The sequence below is a fragment of the Sphingomonas sp. M1-B02 genome (assembly GCF_026167525.1).
In the GTDB taxonomy this organism is placed as follows: Bacteria; Pseudomonadota; Alphaproteobacteria; order Sphingomonadales; family Sphingomonadaceae; genus Sphingomonas.
In genome coordinates, this window is sequence record NZ_CP110679.1 from 2138226 (window position 1) to 2158407 (window position 20182).

Annotated in this window: 20 protein-coding genes and 1 pseudogene; 14 read left to right on the forward strand and 7 right to left on the reverse strand. The window is 66.9% G+C overall.

Going from position 1 to position 20182, the window contains the following annotated elements:
• From ctaD to OKW87_RS10325, 9 genes are all read left to right on the forward strand, one after another.
• A complete protein-coding gene (ctaD, locus tag OKW87_RS10285; protein ID WP_265539205.1) occupies nucleotides 1-1677 on the forward strand; it encodes a cytochrome c oxidase subunit I in 1677 nt (558 codons plus the stop codon).
• Nucleotides 1678-1788: 111 nt separating this feature from the next.
• On the forward strand, nucleotides 1789-2694 hold the full coding sequence (locus tag OKW87_RS10290) for a heme o synthase (RefSeq protein ID WP_265539207.1): 906 nt from the start codon (nucleotides 1789-1791) through the stop codon (nucleotides 2692-2694).
• Entirely contained in the window at nucleotides 2691-2831 is a 141-nt protein-coding gene (locus OKW87_RS10295; protein WP_265539209.1) for a hypothetical protein, read from the forward strand. Before OKW87_RS10290 ends, OKW87_RS10295 begins: the two co-directional genes overlap by 4 nt.
• Nucleotides 2828-3361 carry a cytochrome c oxidase assembly protein gene (locus OKW87_RS10300; RefSeq protein WP_265539211.1) on the forward strand — a complete coding sequence of 178 codons (534 nt, stop codon included), beginning with the start codon at nucleotides 2828-2830 and terminating at the stop codon, nucleotides 3359-3361. Before OKW87_RS10295 ends, OKW87_RS10300 begins: the two co-directional genes overlap by 4 nt.
• 32 nt (nucleotides 3362-3393) lie before the next feature.
• Entirely contained in the window at nucleotides 3394-4272 is an 879-nt protein-coding gene (locus OKW87_RS10305) for a cytochrome c oxidase subunit 3 (protein WP_265539213.1), read from the forward strand.
• Nucleotides 4273-4677: a DUF983 domain-containing protein gene (locus tag OKW87_RS10310; RefSeq protein ID WP_322740310.1), complete on the forward strand. Its 405-nt coding sequence runs from the start codon at nucleotides 4273-4275 to the stop codon at nucleotides 4675-4677.
• The gene (locus OKW87_RS10315) at nucleotides 4677-5300 is read left to right on the forward strand and encodes an SURF1 family protein (protein WP_265539215.1); all 624 of its coding nucleotides are present in this window, start codon (nucleotides 4677-4679) and stop codon (nucleotides 5298-5300) included. Before OKW87_RS10310 ends, OKW87_RS10315 begins: the two co-directional genes overlap by 1 nt.
• A gap of 48 nt (nucleotides 5301-5348) precedes the next feature.
• Complete coding sequence (thrC, locus tag OKW87_RS10320; RefSeq protein WP_265539217.1) at nucleotides 5349-6740, forward strand: threonine synthase; 1392 nt, start codon at nucleotides 5349-5351, stop codon at nucleotides 6738-6740.
• The gene (locus OKW87_RS10325; RefSeq protein ID WP_265539219.1) at nucleotides 6737-7606 is read left to right on the forward strand and encodes a class I SAM-dependent methyltransferase; all 870 of its coding nucleotides are present in this window, start codon (nucleotides 6737-6739) and stop codon (nucleotides 7604-7606) included. Before thrC ends, OKW87_RS10325 begins: the two co-directional genes overlap by 4 nt.
• Here OKW87_RS10325 and OKW87_RS10330 read toward each other — a convergent pair.
• The 3 genes from OKW87_RS10330 to OKW87_RS10340 are packed head-to-tail and all read right to left on the reverse strand — an operon-like array spanning nucleotide 7603 to nucleotide 9205.
• Nucleotides 7603-8241, reverse strand: coding sequence for a heme exporter protein CcmB (locus tag OKW87_RS10330; protein WP_265539221.1), 639 nt, complete (start codon nucleotides 8239-8241; stop codon nucleotides 7603-7605). The genes OKW87_RS10325 and OKW87_RS10330 overlap by 4 nt on opposite strands.
• A complete protein-coding gene (ccmA, locus tag OKW87_RS10335; protein ID WP_265544090.1) occupies nucleotides 8238-8807 on the reverse strand; it encodes a heme ABC exporter ATP-binding protein CcmA in 570 nt (189 codons plus the stop codon). Before ccmA ends, OKW87_RS10330 begins: the two co-directional genes overlap by 4 nt.
• Complete coding sequence (locus tag OKW87_RS10340; RefSeq protein ID WP_265539223.1) at nucleotides 8804-9205, reverse strand: metallopeptidase family protein; 402 nt, start codon at nucleotides 9203-9205, stop codon at nucleotides 8804-8806. Before OKW87_RS10340 ends, ccmA begins: the two co-directional genes overlap by 4 nt.
• A 44-nt stretch (nucleotides 9206-9249) precedes the next feature.
• Between OKW87_RS10340 and OKW87_RS10345 the strand changes: the two genes are divergently transcribed.
• Nucleotides 9250-9540 (forward strand): 4a-hydroxytetrahydrobiopterin dehydratase, encoded by a 291-nt coding sequence (locus OKW87_RS10345; protein WP_443025049.1) that lies wholly within the window; start codon nucleotides 9250-9252, stop codon nucleotides 9538-9540.
• Here OKW87_RS10345 and OKW87_RS10350 read toward each other — a convergent pair.
• Nucleotides 9533-10321: an SDR family oxidoreductase gene (locus OKW87_RS10350; protein ID WP_265539225.1), complete on the reverse strand. Its 789-nt coding sequence runs from the start codon at nucleotides 10319-10321 to the stop codon at nucleotides 9533-9535. The two genes, OKW87_RS10345 and OKW87_RS10350, sit on opposite strands and share 8 nt — an antisense overlap.
• A gap of 55 nt (nucleotides 10322-10376) precedes the next feature.
• Between OKW87_RS10350 and OKW87_RS10355 the strand changes: the two are divergent.
• The 4 genes and pseudogenes from OKW87_RS10355 to OKW87_RS10370 all read left to right on the forward strand — a co-directional run.
• Nucleotides 10377-11135 (forward strand): annotated as a pseudogene (locus tag OKW87_RS10355) (ATP-binding cassette domain-containing protein); the annotation flags it as partial.
• Between the two features lie 146 nt (nucleotides 11136-11281).
• Nucleotides 11282-12805, forward strand: coding sequence for an ABC transporter permease/substrate-binding protein (locus OKW87_RS10360; protein WP_265539227.1), 1524 nt, complete (start codon nucleotides 11282-11284; stop codon nucleotides 12803-12805).
• Nucleotides 12806-12847: 42 nt separating this feature from the next.
• Nucleotides 12848-15316: a glycoside hydrolase family 3 protein gene (locus OKW87_RS10365; RefSeq protein ID WP_265539229.1), complete on the forward strand. Its 2469-nt coding sequence runs from the start codon at nucleotides 12848-12850 to the stop codon at nucleotides 15314-15316.
• A complete protein-coding gene (locus OKW87_RS10370; protein WP_265539231.1) occupies nucleotides 15313-16356 on the forward strand; it encodes an aldose epimerase family protein in 1044 nt (347 codons plus the stop codon). The genes OKW87_RS10365 and OKW87_RS10370 overlap by 4 nt, the downstream gene beginning before the upstream one ends.
• Nucleotides 16357-16511: 155 nt before the next feature.
• On the opposite strand, the gene OKW87_RS10375 is transcribed toward OKW87_RS10370, so the two are convergent.
• From OKW87_RS10375 to OKW87_RS10385, 3 genes are all read right to left on the reverse strand, one after another.
• Nucleotides 16512-18089, reverse strand: a complete 1578-nt coding sequence (locus tag OKW87_RS10375; protein WP_265539233.1) for an aldehyde dehydrogenase (NADP(+)) — start codon at nucleotides 18087-18089, stop codon at nucleotides 16512-16514.
• Between the two features lie 69 nt (nucleotides 18090-18158).
• Complete coding sequence (locus tag OKW87_RS10380) at nucleotides 18159-18947, reverse strand: FadR/GntR family transcriptional regulator (protein ID WP_265539235.1); 789 nt, start codon at nucleotides 18945-18947, stop codon at nucleotides 18159-18161.
• A gap of 216 nt (nucleotides 18948-19163) precedes the next feature.
• A complete protein-coding gene (locus OKW87_RS10385) occupies nucleotides 19164-20141 on the reverse strand; it encodes a fatty acid desaturase (RefSeq protein ID WP_265539237.1) in 978 nt (325 codons plus the stop codon).
• Nucleotides 20142-20182 lie beyond the last annotated feature (41 nt).

Consider the following 20182-nt stretch of genomic DNA (forward strand, 5'->3'; position numbering starts at 1 on the left):
ATGACCGACACCGCACTCCAGGCGCACGACCATGGCCATGCGCACGCGCATGATGATCATGACGCCGATCACAAGCCGGGCTTCTTCGCCCGCTGGTTCATGTCGACGAACCATAAGGACATCGGCACGCTCTATTTGATCTTCGCGATCGTCGCGGGGATCATCGGCGGCGGGATATCCGGCCTGATGCGCGTCGAGCTGATGCATCCGGGCATCCAGTATCTGCCGACCTGGCTGACCTATCTCCACGGCTCGGCGACCTTCGACGAGGCACTGCACTTCTGGAACGTGCTGATCACCGCGCACGGCCTGATCATGGTCTTCTTCATGGTGATGCCGGCGATGATCGGCGGCTTCGGCAACTGGTTCGTGCCGATCATGATCGGCGCGCCGGACATGGCCTTTCCGCGGATGAACAACATCTCGTTCTGGCTGCTGATCCCCGCCTTCCTGCTGCTGCTCGCCTCGCCCTTCGTCGGCAACGGCGCGGGCACCGGCTGGACGGTCTATGCGCCGCTCTCGACCTATGGCGAGCCGGGGCCGTCGGTGGACATGGCGATCCTGTCGCTCCATCTCGCCGGCGCCAGCTCGATCCTGGGCGCGATCAACTTCATCACCACCATCTTCAACATGCGTGCCCCCGGCATGACGCTGCACAAGATGCCGCTGTTCGTCTGGTCGGTGCTGATCACTGCATTTCTGCTGCTGCTGGCCCTCCCGGTCCTGGCTGCCGCGATCACGATGCTGCTGACCGACCGCAATTTCGGCACGGCATTCTATGATCCCGCTTATGGCGGCGATCCCGTCCTCTACCAGCATCTCTTCTGGTTCTTCGGCCATCCCGAAGTCTACATCATGATCCTGCCGGGCTTCGGCATCGTCAGCCAGATCGTCGCGACCTTCAGCCGCAAGCCGGTGTTCGGCTATCTCGGCATGGCCTATGCCATGGTCGCCATCGGCCTGGTCGGCTTCGTCGTCTGGGCGCACCACATGTTCACCACCGGGCTTTCGGTGACCGTGAAGATGTATTTCACCGCGGCGACGATGGTGATCGCGGTGCCCACCGGCGTGAAGATCTTCTCGTGGATCGCGACGATGTGGGGCGGTTCGCTGAGCTTCAAGACCCCGATGGTCTGGTCGCTGGGCTTCATCTTCATGTTCACCGTCGGCGGCGTGACCGGCGTGGTGCTCGCGAACGGTGGCGTCGACGATTATATGCAGGACACCTATTACGTCGTCGCGCACTTCCACTATGTGCTCTCGCTCGGCGCGGTGTTCTCGCTCTTCGCCGGTTTCTATTACTGGTTCCCGAAAATGTCGGGCCGGATGTACAGCGAACTGCTCGGCCAGCTTCACTTCTGGATTTTCTTCCTGGGCGTGAACGTGCTGTTCTTCCCGATGCACTTCCTGGGCCTCCAGGGCATGCCGCGCCGCTATCCCGACTATCCGGATGCCTATGCATATTGGAACACGGTCGCGACCTGGGGCTATATGATCATGATCGTTGGCGTGCTGATCTTCTTCGTGAACATCATCTGGTCGCTGATCGCCGGACGCCGTGCGGAGGCCAATCCGTGGGGCGAAGGCGCGACGACGCTGGAATGGACGCTCTCCAGCCCGCCGCCATTCCACCAGTTCGAGACGCTCCCGATCATCGACGGCGGCGACAAGCACTGATCGCCTGACCGGCGGAAATCGAAAGCGCCCCGGGGGAAACTCCGGGGCGTTTTTCGTTGCCAAGGCGGGCCCTTCCCCACCGGCGCGCGCGCGCCTATAGCGCAGCCAGCCATGGCCACCACAACCGCGACTCCGACTGCCCTGCCCGCCGACTGGCGCGACTTCCTTGCGCTGACCAAGCCGCGGGTGATGACGCTGGTCGTCTTCACCGGGCTGTGCGGGATGCTGGCGGCGCCGGTGCCGATTCACCCGATCCTGGGGTTCACCGCGATCCTGTGCATCGCGCTGGGCGCGGGCGCGGCGGGGGCGCTCAACCAATGGTATGAATCCGATATCGACGGGATGATGAAGCGGACCGCCGGGCGGCCGCTGCCCGCGGGCCGGATGGATCGGCAATCGGCGCTGCACTTCGGCGTCGGCCTGTCGGTTTTCTCGGTCGTTCTGATGTATTTCGCGATCAACCTGGCCGCGACGATCATCCTCGCGGTCTCGATCCTGTTCTACGTCTTCATCTACACGATCTGGCTCAAGCGGCGGACGCCGCAGAATATCGTCATCGGTGGCGCGGCCGGCGCCTTTCCGCCGATGATCGGCTGGGCCGCCGCGACCGGCGACGTGACCCTGCTCCCGGTCTTGCTGTTCGCGCTGATCTTCCTGTGGACCCCGCCGCATTTCTGGGCGCTCGCGCTGTTCGTGAAGATCGATTATGCCAATGCCGGCGTGCCGATGCTGCCTGTTGTGGCGGGCGAGCGCAACACGCGCACTCAGATCGGGCTCTATACGCTGCCGATGGTCGCCGCGGCGATCGCGCCCTGGCCGCTCGGGCTGGCGGGGACCATCTACGGCGTCTCGGCGTTGCTGCTCAACGCGATCTTCCTGGTCCTGGTCGCCGCGGTAACCTTCCGCAATTCGAGCCCCGGCGACAAGATGTTGCCCGAGAAGCGGCTGTTCAAATATTCGATCTTCTATCTTTTCCTGATGTTTGGGGCGCTCGTCGCCGATCGGTGGTTTGCATGAACGACATTGACCAGACTGAAATCATCCGCAGCCGCCAGCGTTCGCGCGCGCGCGTGATGGCGGTGCTGCTGGGTGCCTTCGTCATCCTCGTCTTCGCGATCTCGATCGTGAAGATCACCCAGGGCTATGGGCCATGAACCGCAACCTGCGCACCGCGTTGCTTGCCGGGATCGGAGTCTGCTCGATGACCGGGCTCGGCTTTGCCAGCGTGCCGCTCTATCGCATGTTCTGCGAAGTGACCGGACTCAACGGCACCACCCAGCGCGGCACGCGCGCGCCCGGCGCCGTCGGACAGAAGATCAAGATCGCCTTCGACGCCAATGTTTCCAACAAGTTGCCTTGGAAATTCCGCCCCGAAATGCGGTCGGACACGATCGATATCGGCGGGCGCGACATGGCTTTCTACACCGCGACCAACAGCTCGGCGGCGCCGGTCACCGGCACCGCGACGTTCAACGTGACGCCCAACGCGGCGGGCAAATATTTCACCAAGATCCAGTGCTTCTGCTTCACCGAGCAGACGCTGCAGCCCGGCGAGACGGTGCGCATGCCGGTGCTCTATTATGTCGATCCGGCGATCCTGAACGATCCCGATGCGCGCGACATTCAGGAAATCACGCTTTCCTACACATTTTATCCGGTGGATTCGCCGAAAACACCAAGCTAGAGCGAAGCCGAACTAGAAACAGGGACTAGCCGATGGCCGGAGCCAAGAACCACCAATATCATATCCTTCCGCCCAGCATCTGGCCGCTGTTCGGCTCGATGTCGGCGCTCGTGCTGGCATCCGGCTCGATCATGTGGATGCACAGCATGGCCGCGGCGAACTTGGTGTTCTTCGCCGGCGTCGCGGGCATCCTGATCACCTTCTTCGGCTGGTGGAGCCAGGTGATCCAGGAAGCCCATGCCGGCGACCACACGCCCGTCGTCCAGCTTCACCTGCGCTACGGCATGATCCTGTTCATCGCGTCCGAAGTGATGTTCTTCGTCGGCTGGTTCTGGGCCTGGTTCGATTTCGCACTCTTCCCCTCGACGGTGGAAGCGGTCGGCGGAATGTGGCCGCCCAAGGGCATGCACGTCGTGAATGCGTGGGAATTCCCGCTGCTCAACACGCTGATCCTGCTCTGCTCGGGCTGCACCATCACCTGGTCGCACCACGCATTGCTGCACAACCAGCGCGGCGGCGCGCTCAAGGGGCTCTGGGGCCTGCTCGGCGTCGGCGAGAATGACGGCGTCAAGAAGGGGCTGTGGCTGACGATCATCCTCGGCCTGATCTTCAGCAGCGTCCAGGCCTATGAATATATGGAATCGCCCTTCCCGTTCAAAGCGGCAAGCGAGGGCGGCAGCAGCTATGGCGGTGCCTTCTTCATGGCGACCGGCTTCCACGGCTTCCACGTCCTGGTCGGCACGATCTTCCTGATCGTGAACCTGGTGCGCGTCTACAAGGGCGACTTCACCCCGCGGCAGCATTTCGGCTTCGAGGCGGCGGCTTGGTACTGGCACTTCGTCGATGTGGTCTGGCTGTTCCTCTTCGCCTCGATCTACGTCTGGGGCGGCTGGGGCGCCGCGGTGCACTAGGTGCCCGAAATACCAACCAACACTCCGGGGGGAGGTGGCGACAAGCTGCCTCCCCCTATCCATTCCGGCCTCTATGGATGCTGCCCGCGCTGCGGCGCCAAGACGCTGTTTCGAAGCTATATTGCCTTCGCCGATCGCTGCCCGAACTGCGGGCTCGATTTCAGCGCGTTCAACGTCGGCGACGGGCCGGTGGTGTTCCTGACGCTGGGCATCGGCACGCTGATCACGATTCTCGCGCTATGGGTGGAATTCACCTTCGAGCCGAGCTTCCTGGTCCACGCCTTGCTCTGGATCCCGCTCTCGCTGCTGGCGACCGTGCTGATGCTCCGCATCGCCAAGGGGCTGCTGATAGCACTCGAATTTCGCAACAAGGCCAGCGAAGGCCGGATCGCGCCGGACGAATGATGCCCCGTTTCCCCTTGATCCCCACCCTGGTCGTGGCGCTGGCCGTCGCCGCGATGATCGGCCTCGGCTTCTGGCAGTTGCTCGATCGCCGGCCGCAGAAGCTTGCCCAGCTCGAACAGCTTGCCGCCAACCCCTCCAAGCCCGAGATCGCCTTCCCCCGCTTCCCCGACGACAGCCTGCTGTTCCGCAAGGCGAGCGGCTATTGCCTGCAGCCGGTGAGCAGCCAGCTGACCGGCGCCGGCAGCGCAGGCTTCCGCTATATCGTCGAGTGCCGCACCGGCGCCGAGGGCCCGGGAATGATGGTCCAGCTGGGCACGACGCGCGATCCCAAGGCCAAGCCGGAATGGAAAGGCGGCGACATACGCGGCTATATCAGCCACGCGCCCGATGCCCGTCCGATGATCGCCAGCCTGTTCGATCGCGTGCCGCAGCGGATGCTGCTGGTCGCCGACACGCCGGCGGCAGGGCTGACCCCGAACGGCGCGCCGGATCTCTCTTCGGTGCCGAACAATCATCTGGCCTATGCGGTGCAATGGTTCCTGTTCGCGCTGGTGGCGGCAGTGATCTACGTCCTCGCGCTCAAATGGCGCGATCGGAAGGCGCCTGGAGGCACAGCGGGGTAAAGACCCGCTTGCTTGCCCCCCTCCCCAACCCCCGCTAACGCCACCCCCATGCGCTATCACAGCACCCGGGGCACCGCGCCCGCGCTCGGCTTCCGCGACGTTACGCTGGCAGGACTCGCCAGCGATGGCGGGCTCTATGTCCCCGACGCCTGGCCGCACTTCAGCCGCGACGAGATCGCCGCCTTCGCCGGCCTTTCCTACGTCGAGACCGCGGTGCGCGTGATGCTGCCCTTCGTCGGCGAGGATCTGAGCGAGGACGAGCTGCGCGATCTGTGCACCCGGGCCTATGGCCGCTTCGCGCATGCCGCGGTCACGCCTCTGGTCCAGCTCGACGAGCGCAACTGGCTGCTCGAACTGTTCCACGGGCCGACGCTGGCGTTCAAGGATGTCGCGCTGCAATTGCTCGGCCTGCTGTTCGAGAAGTTCCTGATCGGCGGCAAGACCCACCTGACCATCGTCGGCGCGACCTCGGGGGACACCGGCTCGGCGGCGATCGACGCGGTGGCGGGCCGGATCGGCGTCGATATCTTCATGCTCCACCCCAAGGGCCGCGTTTCCGAAGTCCAGCGCCGCCAGATGACGACGGTCCTCGCCCCCAACGTCCATAATATCGCGATCGAAGGCAGCTTCGACGACGCGCAGGCGCTGGTGAAGGCGATGTTCAACGATCCCGCTTTTGCCGGGCGCTTCCAGCTCAGCGCGGTCAATTCGATCAACTGGGCGCGGCTGATGGCGCAGGTGGTCTATTATTTCTACGCCGCGGTCCGGCTCGGCGCGCCGGACAAGCCGGTCGCCTTCTCGGTCCCGACCGGCAATTTCGGCGATGTGTTCGCCGGCTATGTCGCGACCCGCATGGGCCTGCCGATCGAGCAGCTGATCGTCGCGACCAACGTCAACGATATCCTCCACCGCGCGCTTTCCACCGGCGACTATTCGACCGGCACGGTCACCCCGACCGCGGCCCCCTCGATGGACATCCAGGTCAGTTCGAACTTCGAGCGGCTGCTGTTCGATCTGGCCGGCGGCTCGGTCGCCGAGCAGATGCACCGCTTCGAGGCGACGCGCGCGATGCGGCTGACCAATGCCCAGCGCGAAGGCGCCGCCGGGCTGCTGGTGAGCGACCGGATCGAGCCCGACGACATGAACGAGGCGATGCGCTGGGCGAGCGCCGAGGCGGGCCAGGTGATCGATCCGCACACCGCGATCGGGCTCGCCGCCGCGCGCCGCTCCGATCTCGATCCCGCCGTGCCGATCGTCACGCTGGCCACCGCGCACCCCGCCAAGTTCGCCGACGCGGTCGAGCGCGCGACCGGCGGGCGGCCTTCGGTCCCGGCGCGCGTGGGCGACCTGCACGAGCGGCAGGAGCGCTACGACGTGCTGCCCGCCACGTTCGAGGCGGTGACCGGCTATATCGCCGAGCGCGCGCACCCCAAACCGTGAAGCTCGTCACCCTCACCGGCGAGCCCTGGGCGGACTATGGGCTGATCGATTCGGGCCATGGCCGAAAGCTCGAGCGCTATGGCGCCTACCGCTTCATCCGCCCCGAGCCGCAGGCGATGTGGGCCCCGGCATCGGAGGAATGGGACGCGCATGGCGAGTTCCTCCCCGCCCCCGACGACGAAGGCGGCGGTCGCTGGCATTTCAACAAGCCCACGCCGCGCGAAGGCTGGCCGCTGGCGTGGGGAGAAGTGCGCTTCACTGCACAGACCACGCCGTTCCGCCATCTCGGCTTCTTCCCCGACATGGCGCCGGTATGGAGCTGGATGCGCGGGCGGCTCGACGGCCTCGACGCGCCCGAGGTGATGAACCTGTTCGGCTATACCGGCGTCGGCACGCTGGCGCTGGCGGCGGCCGGCGCGCGGATGACGCATGTCGATGCCTCGAAGAAATCGGTCGCCGAGGGCAAGGCCAATGCCGAGCTGTCGGGCATGGCCGACTTGCCCGTCCGCTGGATGATCGACGATGCCGGCAAATTCACGGCGCGCGAAGTGCGGCGCGGGCGGCGCTATGATGGGATCATCCTCGATCCGCCCAAATGGGGCCGCGGGCCGCAGGGTGAGGTGTGGAAGCTCGAGGAAGGGCTGCCGAGCCTGATCGCGGATTGCCGGGCGCTGCTCGACGACCGGTCGCGCTTCCTATTCCTCACCGTCTACGCCGTGCGCATGTCGGCGCTGGCGATCGGCGAGCTCGTGCGCCAGCATTTCGCCGATCTGGGCGGCACGGTGGAGGCGGGCGAACTGACGGTGCGCGAGGAAGCCCGCGGGCTCGAACTGCCGACCGCGATCTTCGCCCGGTGGAGCCGCTAGCTCCGCCCCATTCGGATCGCCGCGCCCGCGACGAACGGGCAACCTGCGACCAGCAACAGGCTGAACGCCGCGAGCAGCTTGAGCGCGCCGGGCTGTCCCGACGTTGCACCAAAGATCAGCAGCGGCACCGCGAACGGAAGCATTACCAGGCCCGCCAACGCGCCTGCACTGCGGAGCCCGGCGGTGAGCGCGGCGGTTGCCACGCCGAGCGCGGCGAGACCTGGGGTGCCGATCGCTAGGCCAAGCAACAAGGGCACCAATGCTGCGCCGGGAACGTGCAGCAAAGCCGCAGCAATCAGCGTCGCCACCAGCAAGGCGGGCGCGAATCCGAGCCAGTGCCCGACCATCTTCGCAGTGGCGATCGTCGCGTTCGAAAGCCCGCGCGTGGCGAGTTGATCGAGCACACCGCTCTCCATATCGGGCGCGATCAGCCGCTCCACGGGCAACAATGCTGCAAGCAATGCTGCGGCCCAGATCACCCCACCGCCGACGCGCGCGAGCAGCTTGCCCTCGGGTCCGATCGCGAAGGGAAACAGGATCGCCACCAGCAGGAAGAAGGCGACCGGCATCATCAGCCCGCCGCTGGCCCAGGCGCGACGTAGTTCGCGCAGGACGATGAGGGTGAAGGCGTTCACAGCGCAACCTCGATCGCATCCGGCAGCGCGATCGGCAGATGCGTCGCCACCAAGGCGATGCCCCCGCCCGCGCGGTGCTGCGCGATCAGGCCTTCGAGCAGCGTCACCGAGGCAGTATCGAGCCCATTGCCCGGCTCGTCGAGCAGCCAGAGCGGCGCCCCGCTCGCCACCACCCGCGCGAGCGCGGCGCGGCGGCGCTGCCCGGTGGACAGCAAGCGGACCGGCACCTGCGCCAGATCGGCGAGGCGGAGCGCCTCCAACGCCGCGTCCACCGCATCGCCACGCCCGTCGATCCGCGCCCAGAAGCGCAGCGCCGCCGCCAAACTCAATTCGGGATCGAGCGCCGCCGTCTCACTGAGCAGCGCCCGCCCGCCCTCGCATTCGACGCGTCCCGCCGCCGCCGGCAGCAGTCCGGCCGCAACCCGGATCAGGCTCGATTTGCCCGCGCCGTTCGGCCCGGTCACCAGCGCCGCCTCGCCCGGCCCAAGCACGAAGTTCAGCCCTTCGAACAGCGCCCGCCCACCGCGGACGCACGCGACGTCGCGAAAGGCGAGGCGCGCGCTCAGGCGCGTTCCTCCAGCGCATGCATGTCTGCGTCCGAAAGCCCGAAATGATGCCCGACTTCATGCACCACGACATGCGCCACCAGCGCCTCGAGCGACACGCCGGTGTCCACCCATTCGTCGAGCAAGGGACGGCGATAGAGATGGATGCGATCGGGCGTCGCGCCCGAATCGAACGCCGATTTCTCGCCCAGTGGACGGCCATGATAGAGGCCGGTCAGCTCGAACGGATCGGCGATGCCCATCGCGTCCAATGTCGCATCGTCGGCGAAATCCTCGACGATCAGCACCACGTCGGCGAGGTGGCTCGCAAAGGGCTCGGGGATGCGCGCGAGCGCGGCGCGCGCCAGCGTCTCGATCACATCCGCGCCCGGCGCGTGGGAAGCCGCTTGCCCGCTCATCCCCGAACCCATAGGCCGGGGGCCGAACGCGCGGCAAGGAGGCGATGATGGTAGAGCATTTGACCGATGACCTGCGGGCCGAATCGCTGGCGGCACTTCCCGAGTGGCAATACGAACCCGAGCGTGATGCGATCACGCGGCGCTTCACCTTCCAGGATTTCGTCGAGGCGTTCGGCTTCATGACGCGCGTGGCGCTGCTCGCCGAGAAGGCCGATCATCATCCCGAATGGTCGAACGTGTGGAACCGCGTCGACATCTTGCTCACCACGCATGACGCGGGCGGGCTCTCGACGCGCGATATCGAGATGGCGCGGGCGATCGACGCGCTTATTTGAAGGACTTCCGGGCGAGCTTGCGCAAGGTCCCCGGCATCCACTTCGCCATGAACCAAAGGCGATGCGCGGTCTTGCCGACGCGGGTGTGGACGTCGCGCCGCTTCTCGAGGATCGACCAGACCGTCCGCACCACTTCGTCCACCGGCGTGATCTCCAGCCCCGCCCCGCGCACCGATTCGCGCACGCTGCGGTTCGAATCCTGGGTCACATGATCGAGCAAGGGCGTCTCGATGAAGCTCGGCATCAGCGAGCCAACGAAAATGCCCTCATGCCCCCATTCGGCGTTGAGCGATTCGGCGAAGCCGCGCATCGCGAACTTGCCCGCGCTGTAGATCGACATGCCGGCATTGCCGCTGATCCCCGCCGCCGAGCTGGTGACGATCATCGCCGAACCGGGGGTCGCCTTGAGCAAGGCATGCGCGGCCCGCGCACCGTTGATCATGCCGTTGATGTTGATCGCCAGCCCGCGATCGACTTCGTCGTCGGACATCGTCTCGAGCGGGCCGCCGACCGCGATCCCGGCATTGTTGAACAGGAAATCCAGCCGCCCGCCGCTGGCCACCGCAAAGTCGGCGAGCGCGGCCTTCCACTGATCGCGGTCCCGCACGTCCATCACGTGGGTGGTGACCATGCCCGCGGGCAGCATCGCCTTGGTCGCCTCCAGCCCGGCGGCGTTGATGTCGGCCAGCCCGACGCGCCAGCCGCGCGCGGCCAGATCCTTCGCCACCGCCTGGCCGATCCCCGATGCGCCGCCGCTGATGAATGCCGCTCTTGCCGCCATGCCGCCCCGCTCCCCTTTTTGACCTTTGCCGCTTCATCCCGCACAAAAGCGGGCGATGCCAGAGCAAAGCCGCGCCGTTACCTTCAAAAATGTCAGCAAGGTCTTTGCCGGCGGGGTGACGGCGGTGGACGGGGTGGCGCTCGAGATCGCGGCGGGCAGCTTCGTGGCGCTGGTCGGGGCATCGGGATCGGGCAAGTCCACCCTGCTCAAGATGGTCAACCGGCTGGTCGAACCGACGAGCGGCGAAGTGTCGATCGGCGGGAAACCGGTGGATGCCGAGCCCGCGCACCTGCTGCGGCGGCGGATCGGTTACGTATTCCAGAATGTCGGGCTGTTTCCCCACATGAACGTCGGCGAGAATGTCGCGATCGGGCTGCGGCTGGCGGGGCAGCGCGATGCGCGCGAACGAGTCGCGGACCTGTTGCGGCTGGTCGAGCTGCCCGAGGAAATGGCGGCGCGGATGCCCGATGCGCTGTCGGGCGGGCAGCGCCAGCGGGTGGGGGTGGCGCGCGCGCTCGCCACCACGCCCGGGCTGATGCTGCTCGACGAGCCGTTCGGCGCGCTCGATCCGGTGACGCGCGACGGGCTCGGCAAGGCCATCCGCTTGCTGCACGATTCGCTGGGGCTGACGACGATCCTGGTGACGCACGACATGGCCGAGGCGCTGCTGCTTGCCGATCGCGTGCTGGTGATGGCGGCGGGGCGGATCGTCGCCGATGCGACGCCGCGGGACTTGCTGGCGGGCAAGGGCGGCGCGGCGGCGGACGCGCTGGTCGCAGTGCCGCGCGCGCAGGCGCATCGGCTCGCGGAGCTGGAGACCGCTCAAATCCTCCCCGGCACGGGGAGGGGGACCGCGCCCGCAGGGCGTGGTGGAGGGGCCCCAGCCCCAAGCGAATCGCCCGCGGCGGGCCCCCTCCACCAAGCTTCGCTTGGTCCCCTTCCCCGTTCCGGGGAGGAATTATGAGCGCAGCCTTCGCCCGCGTGCCGGAGCTGCTGGCCCAGCATCTGCTGCTGGCTTTCTCCGCGCTGCTGCTTGGCCTCGTCATTGCCCTGCCCCTCGCGATCCTATCCGCCCGCAACCGAACCGTCGGCCGCATTGCGCTCGGCTTCGCCAGCCTCGTCCAGACGATCCCCAGCCTCGCTTTGCTCGCGCTCTTCTACCCTCTCCTGCTGTGGGTCTCGGCGCTGTTCGGCGGCGGGATACCGGCGCTGGGCTTCCTGCCATCGCTGCTCGCGCTGTCGCTTTATGCGCTGCTGCCGATCCTGCGAAACGGGGTGACCGGCCTCGCCACGCTCGATCCCGCGGTGCTCGAGGCGGCCGATGGCGTCGGGATGACCCGAACTCAAAGGCTGCGGCTGGTCGAAGCACCCTTGGTCGCGCCGATTGTGATGGCGGGAATCCGCACCGCGGCGGTGTGGACGATCGGCGCGGCGACGCTGTCCACCACGGTCGGTCAGCCCAGCCTGGGCGACCTCATCTTCGCCGGGCTGCAGACGCAGAATTGGACGCTGGTGCTCGCGGGCTGCGCCGCCGCGGCGGGGCTGGCGCTCGCGGTCGATGCGCTGCTCGGGCTTGCCGAACATGGCATATCGCAGCGCAAGCGCGGCCTCGTCTGGGGAAGCTTGAGCGTCCTGCTCGTCGGCGCGCTCGTCGCGCTCGCCCCGGCCTGGCCCGCCGGCAAGGGCGTCGTGACGGTCGGCGCCAAGGGTTTCTCCGAGCAATATATCCTCGCGCGGCTGATCGGGCATCGGCTGGAGGCGGCGGGCTATGCCGTGCGCTACCGCGAAGGGCTGGGTTCGGCGGTGGCATTCGGCGCGCTCGCCGCGGGGGATGCCGACGTCTATGTCGATTATTCGGGCACGTTATGGACCAATCAGATGCAGCGCCGCGACGTCCCGCCCCGCACGGCCATCGTCGCCGGGGTAGGACAATGGGCGAAGCAGACCCACGGCGTCACCCTCCTCGGCACGCTCGGCTTCGAAAATGCCTATGCCTTCGCGATGCGCGGGGAGGATGCGAAGCGGCGCGGGATCGCCAGCCTGGCCGATCTCGCCGCACAGGCGCCCGGGCTTGATTTCGCCACCGACATCGAATTTCTCGAGCGGCCCGAATGGGCGGCGGTGCAGCGCGCCTATGGCCTGCGCTTCAAATCCGCCCGCCCCTATCAGCCGACCTTCATGTATCGCGCGCTTTCCAGCGGAAAGGCCGATGTCATCCCTGCCTTCTCGTCCGACGGCCGCATCCCCGCGGACAAGCTCGCGCTCCTAAGCGATCCCAAGGGCGCGATCCCCGGCTACGACGCAATCCTGCTGCTCGCCCCGAACCGCGCCGACGATACGCGCTTCCAGGCGGCGCTGCGGCCGCTGATCGGCGCCATCACGGTCGAGCGGATGCGCGGGGCCAACTATCTGGTCGATCGCGATTCCGACAAGCGCAGCCCCGACGAAGCTGCCCGCTGGCTGGAGAATGGACTCAAGCGGTAAAGTTGCGGTACCGCTACCATGAATAAGCGAGAGGATGTCGAAATGGGTACCCGCACCAGGTTGATGCTTGCGACCACCGTTTTCTGGGCCCTGCCAGCTTTCGCGCAGCAAGCGCCGACAACGCTGTCCGGACCGACGGTCGCGGATCCCTCCAAATGGCAGGCCGCGCAAAGCCAAGGTCTGATCGACCCGGCCACCGAGAAGTTCGTGTCCGAGCTGCTCGCGAAGATGAGCGTCGAGCAGAAGGTCGGCCAGATGGTCCAGGGCGACATCGCCTCGATCAAGCCCGAGGATCTGCGCAAATACCCGCTCGGCTCGATCCTGGCGGGCGGCAGCTCGCCGCCGCTTTCGGGCGAGGATCGCTCGCCGCAAAAGGACTGGGTAGATACCGCCCGCGCCTTCCGCACCGTGGCGATGGAGCAGCGCGCGGGCAATCTGCGCATCCCGTTGATCTTCGGGATCGACGCGGTGCACGGCAACGCCAATGTCGTCGGCGCGACGATCTTCCCGCACAATGTCGGGCTCGGCGCGGCGCGCGATCCCGATCTGATCCGCCGCATCGGCCACGCCACTGCGATCGAGACCGCCGCGAGCGGCATCGACTGGGCGTTCGGCCCCACCGTCACCGTGCCGCAGAACGATCGCTGGGGCCGCACCTATGAGGGTTATTCGGAGGACCCCGCCTTGGTCGCCAGTTACTCGGGCGAGATGGTGAAGGGGCTGCAGGGCCCGCCCGGCACCAACGCCCGAATCCAGCAGGGCTATGTCGCCGCCAGCATCAAGCATTTCCTCGGCGATGGCGGCACCACCGACGGCATCGACCAGGGCGATACCCAGGTCTCCGAAGAAGTCCTCAGCCGCGTCCACGGCGCCGGCTATCCGCCCGCGATCGATGCCGGCGCGATGACCGCGATGGCGTCGTATAACAGCTGGAACGGCGTCAAGATGCACGGCAACAAGTCGCTGCTGACCGATGTTCTCAAGGGCCGGATGGGCTTTGCCGGCTTCGTCGTCGGCGACTGGAACGGCCATGGCCAGATCCCCGGCTGCACCCCCACCGATTGCGCCGCGACCTTCGCCGCCGGGCTCGACATGGCGATGGCGCCGGACAGCTGGAAGGGGCTATTCGAATCGACCGTCCGCCACGTCAAGGCCGGCACGCTGCCGATGGCGCGGGTCGACGATGCGGTGCGCCGCATCCTGCGGGTGAAGGTCAAGCTCGGCCTGTTCGATCCGGCGCGGCCGATCGAGGGGCAGCCCGATCAGATGGGCAAGCCCGCGCATCGCGCCCTGGCGCGCGAGGCCGTGGCCAAGACGCTGGTGCTGCTCAAGAATCAGGGGGTGCTGCCGCTGAAGGCGCACGCCAAGGTGCTGGTCGCCGGCGCGGGCGCCGATTCGCTCCAGATGCAGACCGGCGGCTGGACGCTGAGCTGGCAGGGCGACGGCAATTCCAACGCGGTGTTCCCCGGCGCGACCTCGATCTACGCCGGCCTTGCCGAGGCGCTCAAGGCGGGCGGCGGCGCCGCGACGCTCTCGGTCGACGGCAGCTATACCGCCAAGCCCGACGCCGCGGTCGTCGTGTTCGGCGAGCAGCCTTATGCCGAGATGCGCGGCGACATCCGCACGCTCGAATTTCAGCCCGGGGACAAGCAGGCGCTGGCCTTGCTCAGGAAGCTCAAGGCGGCGGGCATCCCCACCGTCTCGGTGTTCCTCTCCGGCCGCCCGCTCTGGGTGAACCCCGAGCTCAACGCCTCGGACGCGTTCGTCGCCGCCTGGCTGCCGGGCAGCGAGGGCGCGGGCGTGGCGGATGTGCTGGTGGGCGATGCCGCGGGCAAGCCGCGCAGGGACTTCCACGGGCGCCTGTCGTTCAGCTGGCCCAAGACCGCCGGCCAGTTCGTGCTGAATAAGGGCGATGCCGGCTACGATCCGCTGTTCGCGCTCGGCTATGGCCTGAGCTACGCGAAAAGCGGCAGCGTCGGGACGCTGAGCGAGGAATCGGGGATCGACGCGTCGCTGGCGAACACGACGGTCTATTTCACCAAGGGGGTGACGCCGGCGCCTTATTCCTTCGCGACCGACAGCGGCATCGGCCGCCGCCCGGTCGACGGGCCGCAGACGCAAGAAGGCGCGCAGGAACTCACCTGGCCCGCCCACGCCGCGACGCTCCGCATCGGCGGCGGCAGCCTGGATCTGACGCGCGAGACCAATGCCGATCTGGCGCTGCAGATCAGCTATCGCCTCGACACCGCGGCGACCGGCCCGGTCAAATTGCTCATGGAGGGCGGCACCAACACAGGCGCGATCGACGCCACCAGCCTGTTCAGCGGCGCGACCGGCAGCTGGCGGACGGTGAAGATCTTCCTCAAATGCTATCAGCAGAATGGCGTGGACATGCGCCAGGTGGTCGCGCCGTTCGTGGTCCAGGCATCGGGGCCGCTGCGCTTCAGCGTTGCCGATGTGCGGATCGTGTCCGATCCCAACAATTCGGTCTGCCCCGGCGCCAAGCCGTGAGCCAGCCGGGCGCGGCGATCGAGACACTCTCCATCGCCCGCGGGCGCTTTCGGGCGGAGATTCTCACTTTGGGCGCCGCGGTGCGAAGGCTGGAAGTGCCGGGGCGCGACGGCCGCAGCGCCAATGTCGTGCTCGGCTATCGCGATCTCGAGGACTATCGCGCCCATCCGCGCTATTATGGCGTGGTCGCGGGCCGCTATGCAAACCGCATCGGCGGCGCCCGGTTCAGCCTCGACGGCATCGAATATCGGCTTCCGGAGAATGACGGCGCGAACAACCTCCATTCGGGCCCGCTGGGCTTCGATCTGCGAAACTGGGCCGTCGAGCAGCGCGACGCGGAATCGGCGACGCTCGGGCTGCTCAGCCCGCATGGCGAGAATGGCTTCCCGGGCAATCTCCACGCGCGCGTCCGTTATGCGATCGAGGAGGACGGCCTCGCCATCAGCTTCACCGCCACCAGCGATCGCGCGACGGTCGTCAACCTGACGCATCACGGCTATTCCAACCTTGCCGGCGAAGGTGCGCCCGCGATCCTCGATCACCTGCTGCAGATCCCGGCAAGCCGTTTCACGCCTTCGGACGCGACGCAGATCCCAACCGGTGAGCTTGCGGACGTGGCCGGAAGCCCGTTCGACTTCCGCACGCCGAAGCGCGTCGGCCAAGATATCGAGGCCGACGACGCGCAGCTGCGGATCGGATCGGGCTATGACCATAATTTCGTGATCGACGGCGCATGGCGAAGCCTGCGAAGGATCGCCACCTTGTTCGATCCCGGCTCGGGCCGCGTGATGGACGTCCACTCTACCGAGCCCGGCGTCCAGCTCTACAGCGGCAACCACCTCGCCGATGGCGCGCCCGGCACCGGCGGCAGCGTCTATGCCGCGCGCGCGGGGTTGTGCATCGAGCCGCAGAAATTCCCCGACAGCCCCAACCAGCCGGGCTTCCCCTCGGCGCGGCTCGATCCGGGGCGGGAATATCGCCACGACATGGCGCTCCGCTTCCGCATCGCCGCCACCGACGAAGAGGCCTTCCCCGGCTAGAGCAGATTCAGCTGCCAGCAAGCGTTCGTCATCCCGGCGAAAGCCGGGATCCATAGCCAAGCAGGACGTCGCTCGATCACCCTGGATCCCGGCTTTCGCCGGGATGACGGTTTATTTATGACGGGCGGGCCTGGCTACGGCCCCTCATCTCTAAATCAGGAAAGCGTCGGCGTACCGTCGATACGCCGCGGCAACCCCGTGGTGGCCTCGCGAAGCTCCTCGGGAAGCAGCGCCTCAGGAATATCCTGATAGCTGACCGGCCGCAGGAAGCGATCGATCGCCAGCGTGCCCACCGACGTGCTGCGCCCATCCGAAGTCGACGGGAACGGCCCGCCATGCACCATCGCATCGGTCACTTCGACGCCCGTCGGCCAGCCGTTCGCGAGAATGCGGCCAACCAGATTTTCGAGGATCGGAAGCAAGCGCCGCGCGACGTCGGTATCGCCCTCGTCGAAATGCAGCGTCGCGGTCAGCTGACCTTCAAGCAAGGCGACCACGCCCAGCATCTCGTCCAGATCGGCACAGCGCACCAGCAGCGATGCCGCGCCGAACACCTCCTCGGCATGACTCGGATCGGCGATGAAATCCGCGCCGGTCATCGTGAACAGAGCCGCCTGGCCGTGGGTCGGCCCGCTCGGCTCCTGGCCCTGCGCGAGCAGCTTGAGCGCGGGCGCCGATGCCCAGCGCGCGACGCCGCTCTCATAGGCCTTGTGGATGCCGGGGGTCAGCATCGTCTGTGCGGTGGCGCCGCTCATCGCGTCCGAAGCCGCAGTCACGAAGCGATCGAGCGCCGGGCCTTCCAGGGCAAGGACAAGGCCCGGATTGGTGCAGAACTGACCCGCCCCCATCGTCACCGACGCGACATAGGCCGCACCCAGCGCCTCGGCGCGCGATTCGAGCGCTGCGGGAAGCAGGAAGACCGGATTGATGCTGCTCATCTCGGCATAGACCGGAATCGGCACCGGGCGGCTCTGCGCCAGCTTGGTGAGCGCGATGCCGCCGCCGCGCGATCCGGTAAAGCCCACTGCCTTGATGCGCGGATCGGTCACCAGCGCCGAGCCGACCGAATTGCCGGGGCCGTTGATCAGCGAAAAGACGCCCTCGGGCATGCTGGTCTTCTCCGCGGCGCGCAGGATCGCGCCGGCGACCAGCTCGGAGGTACCGGGATGCGCCGAGTGGCCCTTGACGACCACGGGGCAGCCGGCTGCGAGCGCGGCGGCGGTGTCACCCCCCGCGACCGAGAAAGCGAGCGGAAAATTGCTCGCGCCGAACACGGTGACCGGCCCAACCGGCACCATCCGCAGCCGCAGATCGGGCTTGGGCGCAGGCTTGCGATCGGGGATCGCATGATCGATGCGCACGCGCAGATATTCGCCGAGGCGGAGCTCCTTGGCGAACAGCCGCAGCTGGCCCGCAGTGCGGCCGCGCTCGCCGGTCAGCCGCGCCTGGGGCAGGCCGCTTTCCTGCATCGCGCGCTCGACCAGTTCGTCGCCCAGGGCCTCGATCTCGTCGGCTGCCGCCTCGAGGAACGCCGCACGCTTTTCGCGCGGAAGATTGGCATAGATCGGGAAGGCGGCGGCCGCGGCGGCGCAGGCGGTCTCGACATCCTCGAGCGTCGCGACGCTGAAGCTTGGCTCTATCTCCGCGCCGGTCGCCGCGGCGACAGCCTTGAAGCCCGGGCCGTCGCGCGACACGCGCTTCGATGCGATGAACAATTCCCCTGACAGCGCCATTTAGCTCTCCCGATCCATAAAAGTTAGCGGTAACATTGACGCTTTATCTAGGAACGAAGCGGCCGATCTTCAATCCCGATCGCGCCGGTGGCTTCGCGCAGGCGGCGGATCGCGGGCCTCCATCGTGTCCATCAGACCGCGATCGACGAGCCGCGCCATCGCATCGTGTGCGCCCTGCGCATCGCCCGCCTCGATCGCCTTGAACACTTCCAGGTGCACCGGCAGCGCGTCATGCGGTGCCGGGCGGCGATGTTGCTTGAACGCAGTCGTGATCGCGATCGCCGCAGCAACGCCGCTGGTCAGCGAGACGATGAAATCATTGTCCGACGCCTCGAGCAGTGCCGAGTGGAATTCCTCGTCGCAATGCCGGCCCTTTTCGGTCGCGAAGCCATGTTTGGCGACGCCGTCCAGCCCGGCTCGCATGCGCGCCAACTGCGGCGTGGTTCGCCGGGTCGCCGCGAGCCGCGCCGCATCGGGCTCGACGATCCGGCGCAGCTCGAACAGATTGTATATCAGCCCCGGATCGGGCTCGCCGACGAAGATCCAGCCGAGCACGTCGGGATCGAGCAGATGCCATTCCTTGCGCGGAGAGACCTGGGTGCCGATCTTCGGGCGCGAATTGACCAGCCCCTTGGCAGCCAGGATGCGGATGGCCTCGCGATATGCGGTGCGCGAAACATTGAACTGCACGCTTGCGGCAATCTCGCCCTCAAGGATGTCGCCCGGATTGAGCAGCCCCGAGACGATCCGGATGCCCAGCTCGCGCGCGACCGTCCCGTGCAGCCGCAACGAACGCGGTCGCGGCGCTCGCTTGCGGACCCGTTTGGGTTTGGTCTCTAGGGGCTGCACGCTCGCCATCCTCGCGCCAGCCTTGCAGCAATTGTCCGCCCCGCCGCAACCCCTGCCGCGACGGGTCCATTTTGGCACAGCCGAGACGCCGATAATATTTGCACGGAAATGTCCGCGCAATAATAGCGAGTCAGGATGTCCGCGCAGCGGGAGACATCCCGTACGAGGTCGGGCGGCGTTACTCCCTTTTCCGCCGCCCGGCTTCAGAACCTCTCGCCTTGGCGTTCAGCCGAGCTCGCGGAGCCCGCGGAACGAAACCATCCGCTTGCTCGCCTCGTCCCACAATACCAGCCGCACGAGCTTCAGGCTCTGACGGATCGTCAGCCGGTTGATCGTCTCGAACTCGGGCCGCGCCTTCAGCACCGCGGGGAGCCGATAGAATGGCACTGCGCTGCTGAGGTGGTGGATATGGTGCATGCCGATATTGGCGGTGAACCAGTTCAGCACGGGCGGCAGCACGTAATAAGAGCTGCCATAGAGCGCCGCGTCGTGAAACTTCCAGCCATCGGCCTCGCTCCAATAGGTATCCTCGAACTGATGCTGGACGTAGAACAGCCAGACCCCGATCGAGGCGGCGATCAGCGTGATCGGCAGCTGAATCATCAGAAAAGGGCCGAGCCCCACGAGCAAGATCAGCCCGGTCCACAGCAAGGCGATACCCGCATTGGTGCCCATCGTGCTGATCCAGGGCTGCCAGCCGGCGCGCATCAGCCCGATCGGCAGCCGATGCTGCAGGAAGAAGACGAACGCCGGCCCAAGCCCGAACAGCACCAGCGGGTTGCGATAGAGGCGATAGCGCAGCCGGCCGAATGCGGTGAGGCCGGCATATTCACGCACCGTAAGCGTCTCGACATCGCCGACGCCGCGGCGGTCAAGGTTGCCCGTCCCGGCATGGTGCATCGAATGGGTGCGGCGCCAATAACCATAGGGCGTGAGCGTCAGCACCCCCAGAAAGCGCCCTACCCAATCATTGGCGCGCCGCCCCTTGAAGAAGGCGCCGTGCCCGCAATCATGCTGGATCAGGAACAGCCTGAGCAGAAAGCCGGCGGCGGGCACCGCCAGCAGCAAGGTCAGCGCATAATGGACGTCGAGCGCGAGCCACATCAGCCCCCACAGCAGCAGCAGCGGCATAGCGCTCGCGGCAAGCTCCAGCCATGCCCGAACATTGTCGGTCGCGCGAAAGGCGGCGACGCCGCGCGCCATCTCCTTCAGGTCAAGTGATCCGACCGGGCCGCTCGCGGGTG

Excerpts from the sequence above, each read along its gene's own strand:
- OKW87_RS10340 (WP_265539223.1), bottom strand. The coding sequence starts at position 9,205 with ATGAGCGGGCAAGCGGCTTCCCACGCGCCGGGCGCGGATGTGATCGAG.
- OKW87_RS10300 (WP_265539211.1), top strand. The coding sequence starts at position 2,828 with ATGAACCGCAACCTGCGCACCGCGTTGCTTGCCGGGATCGGAGTCTGC.
- thrC (WP_265539217.1), top strand. The coding sequence starts at position 5,349 with ATGCGCTATCACAGCACCCGGGGCACCGCGCCCGCGCTCGGCTTCCGC.
- OKW87_RS10345 (WP_443025049.1), top strand. The coding sequence starts at position 9,250 with ATGATGGTAGAGCATTTGACCGATGACCTGCGGGCCGAATCGCTGGCG.
- OKW87_RS10295 (WP_265539209.1), top strand. The coding sequence starts at position 2,691 with ATGAACGACATTGACCAGACTGAAATCATCCGCAGCCGCCAGCGTTCG.
- OKW87_RS10365 (WP_265539229.1), top strand. The coding sequence starts at position 12,848 with ATGGGTACCCGCACCAGGTTGATGCTTGCGACCACCGTTTTCTGGGCC.
- OKW87_RS10360 (WP_265539227.1), top strand. The coding sequence starts at position 11,282 with ATGAGCGCAGCCTTCGCCCGCGTGCCGGAGCTGCTGGCCCAGCATCTG.
- OKW87_RS10385 (WP_265539237.1), bottom strand. The coding sequence starts at position 20,141 with ATGGCGCGCGGCGTCGCCGCCTTTCGCGCGACCGACAATGTTCGGGCA.
- OKW87_RS10315 (WP_265539215.1), top strand. The coding sequence starts at position 4,677 with ATGCCCCGTTTCCCCTTGATCCCCACCCTGGTCGTGGCGCTGGCCGTC.
- OKW87_RS10350 (WP_265539225.1), bottom strand. The coding sequence starts at position 10,321 with ATGGCGGCAAGAGCGGCATTCATCAGCGGCGGCGCATCGGGGATCGGC.
- ctaD (WP_265539205.1), top strand. The coding sequence starts at position 1 with ATGACCGACACCGCACTCCAGGCGCACGACCATGGCCATGCGCACGCG.
- OKW87_RS10375 (WP_265539233.1), bottom strand. The coding sequence starts at position 18,089 with ATGGCGCTGTCAGGGGAATTGTTCATCGCATCGAAGCGCGTGTCGCGC.
- OKW87_RS10290 (WP_265539207.1), top strand. The coding sequence starts at position 1,789 with ATGGCCACCACAACCGCGACTCCGACTGCCCTGCCCGCCGACTGGCGC.
- OKW87_RS10305 (WP_265539213.1), top strand. The coding sequence starts at position 3,394 with ATGGCCGGAGCCAAGAACCACCAATATCATATCCTTCCGCCCAGCATC.
- OKW87_RS10380 (WP_265539235.1), bottom strand. The coding sequence starts at position 18,947 with ATGGCGAGCGTGCAGCCCCTAGAGACCAAACCCAAACGGGTCCGCAAG.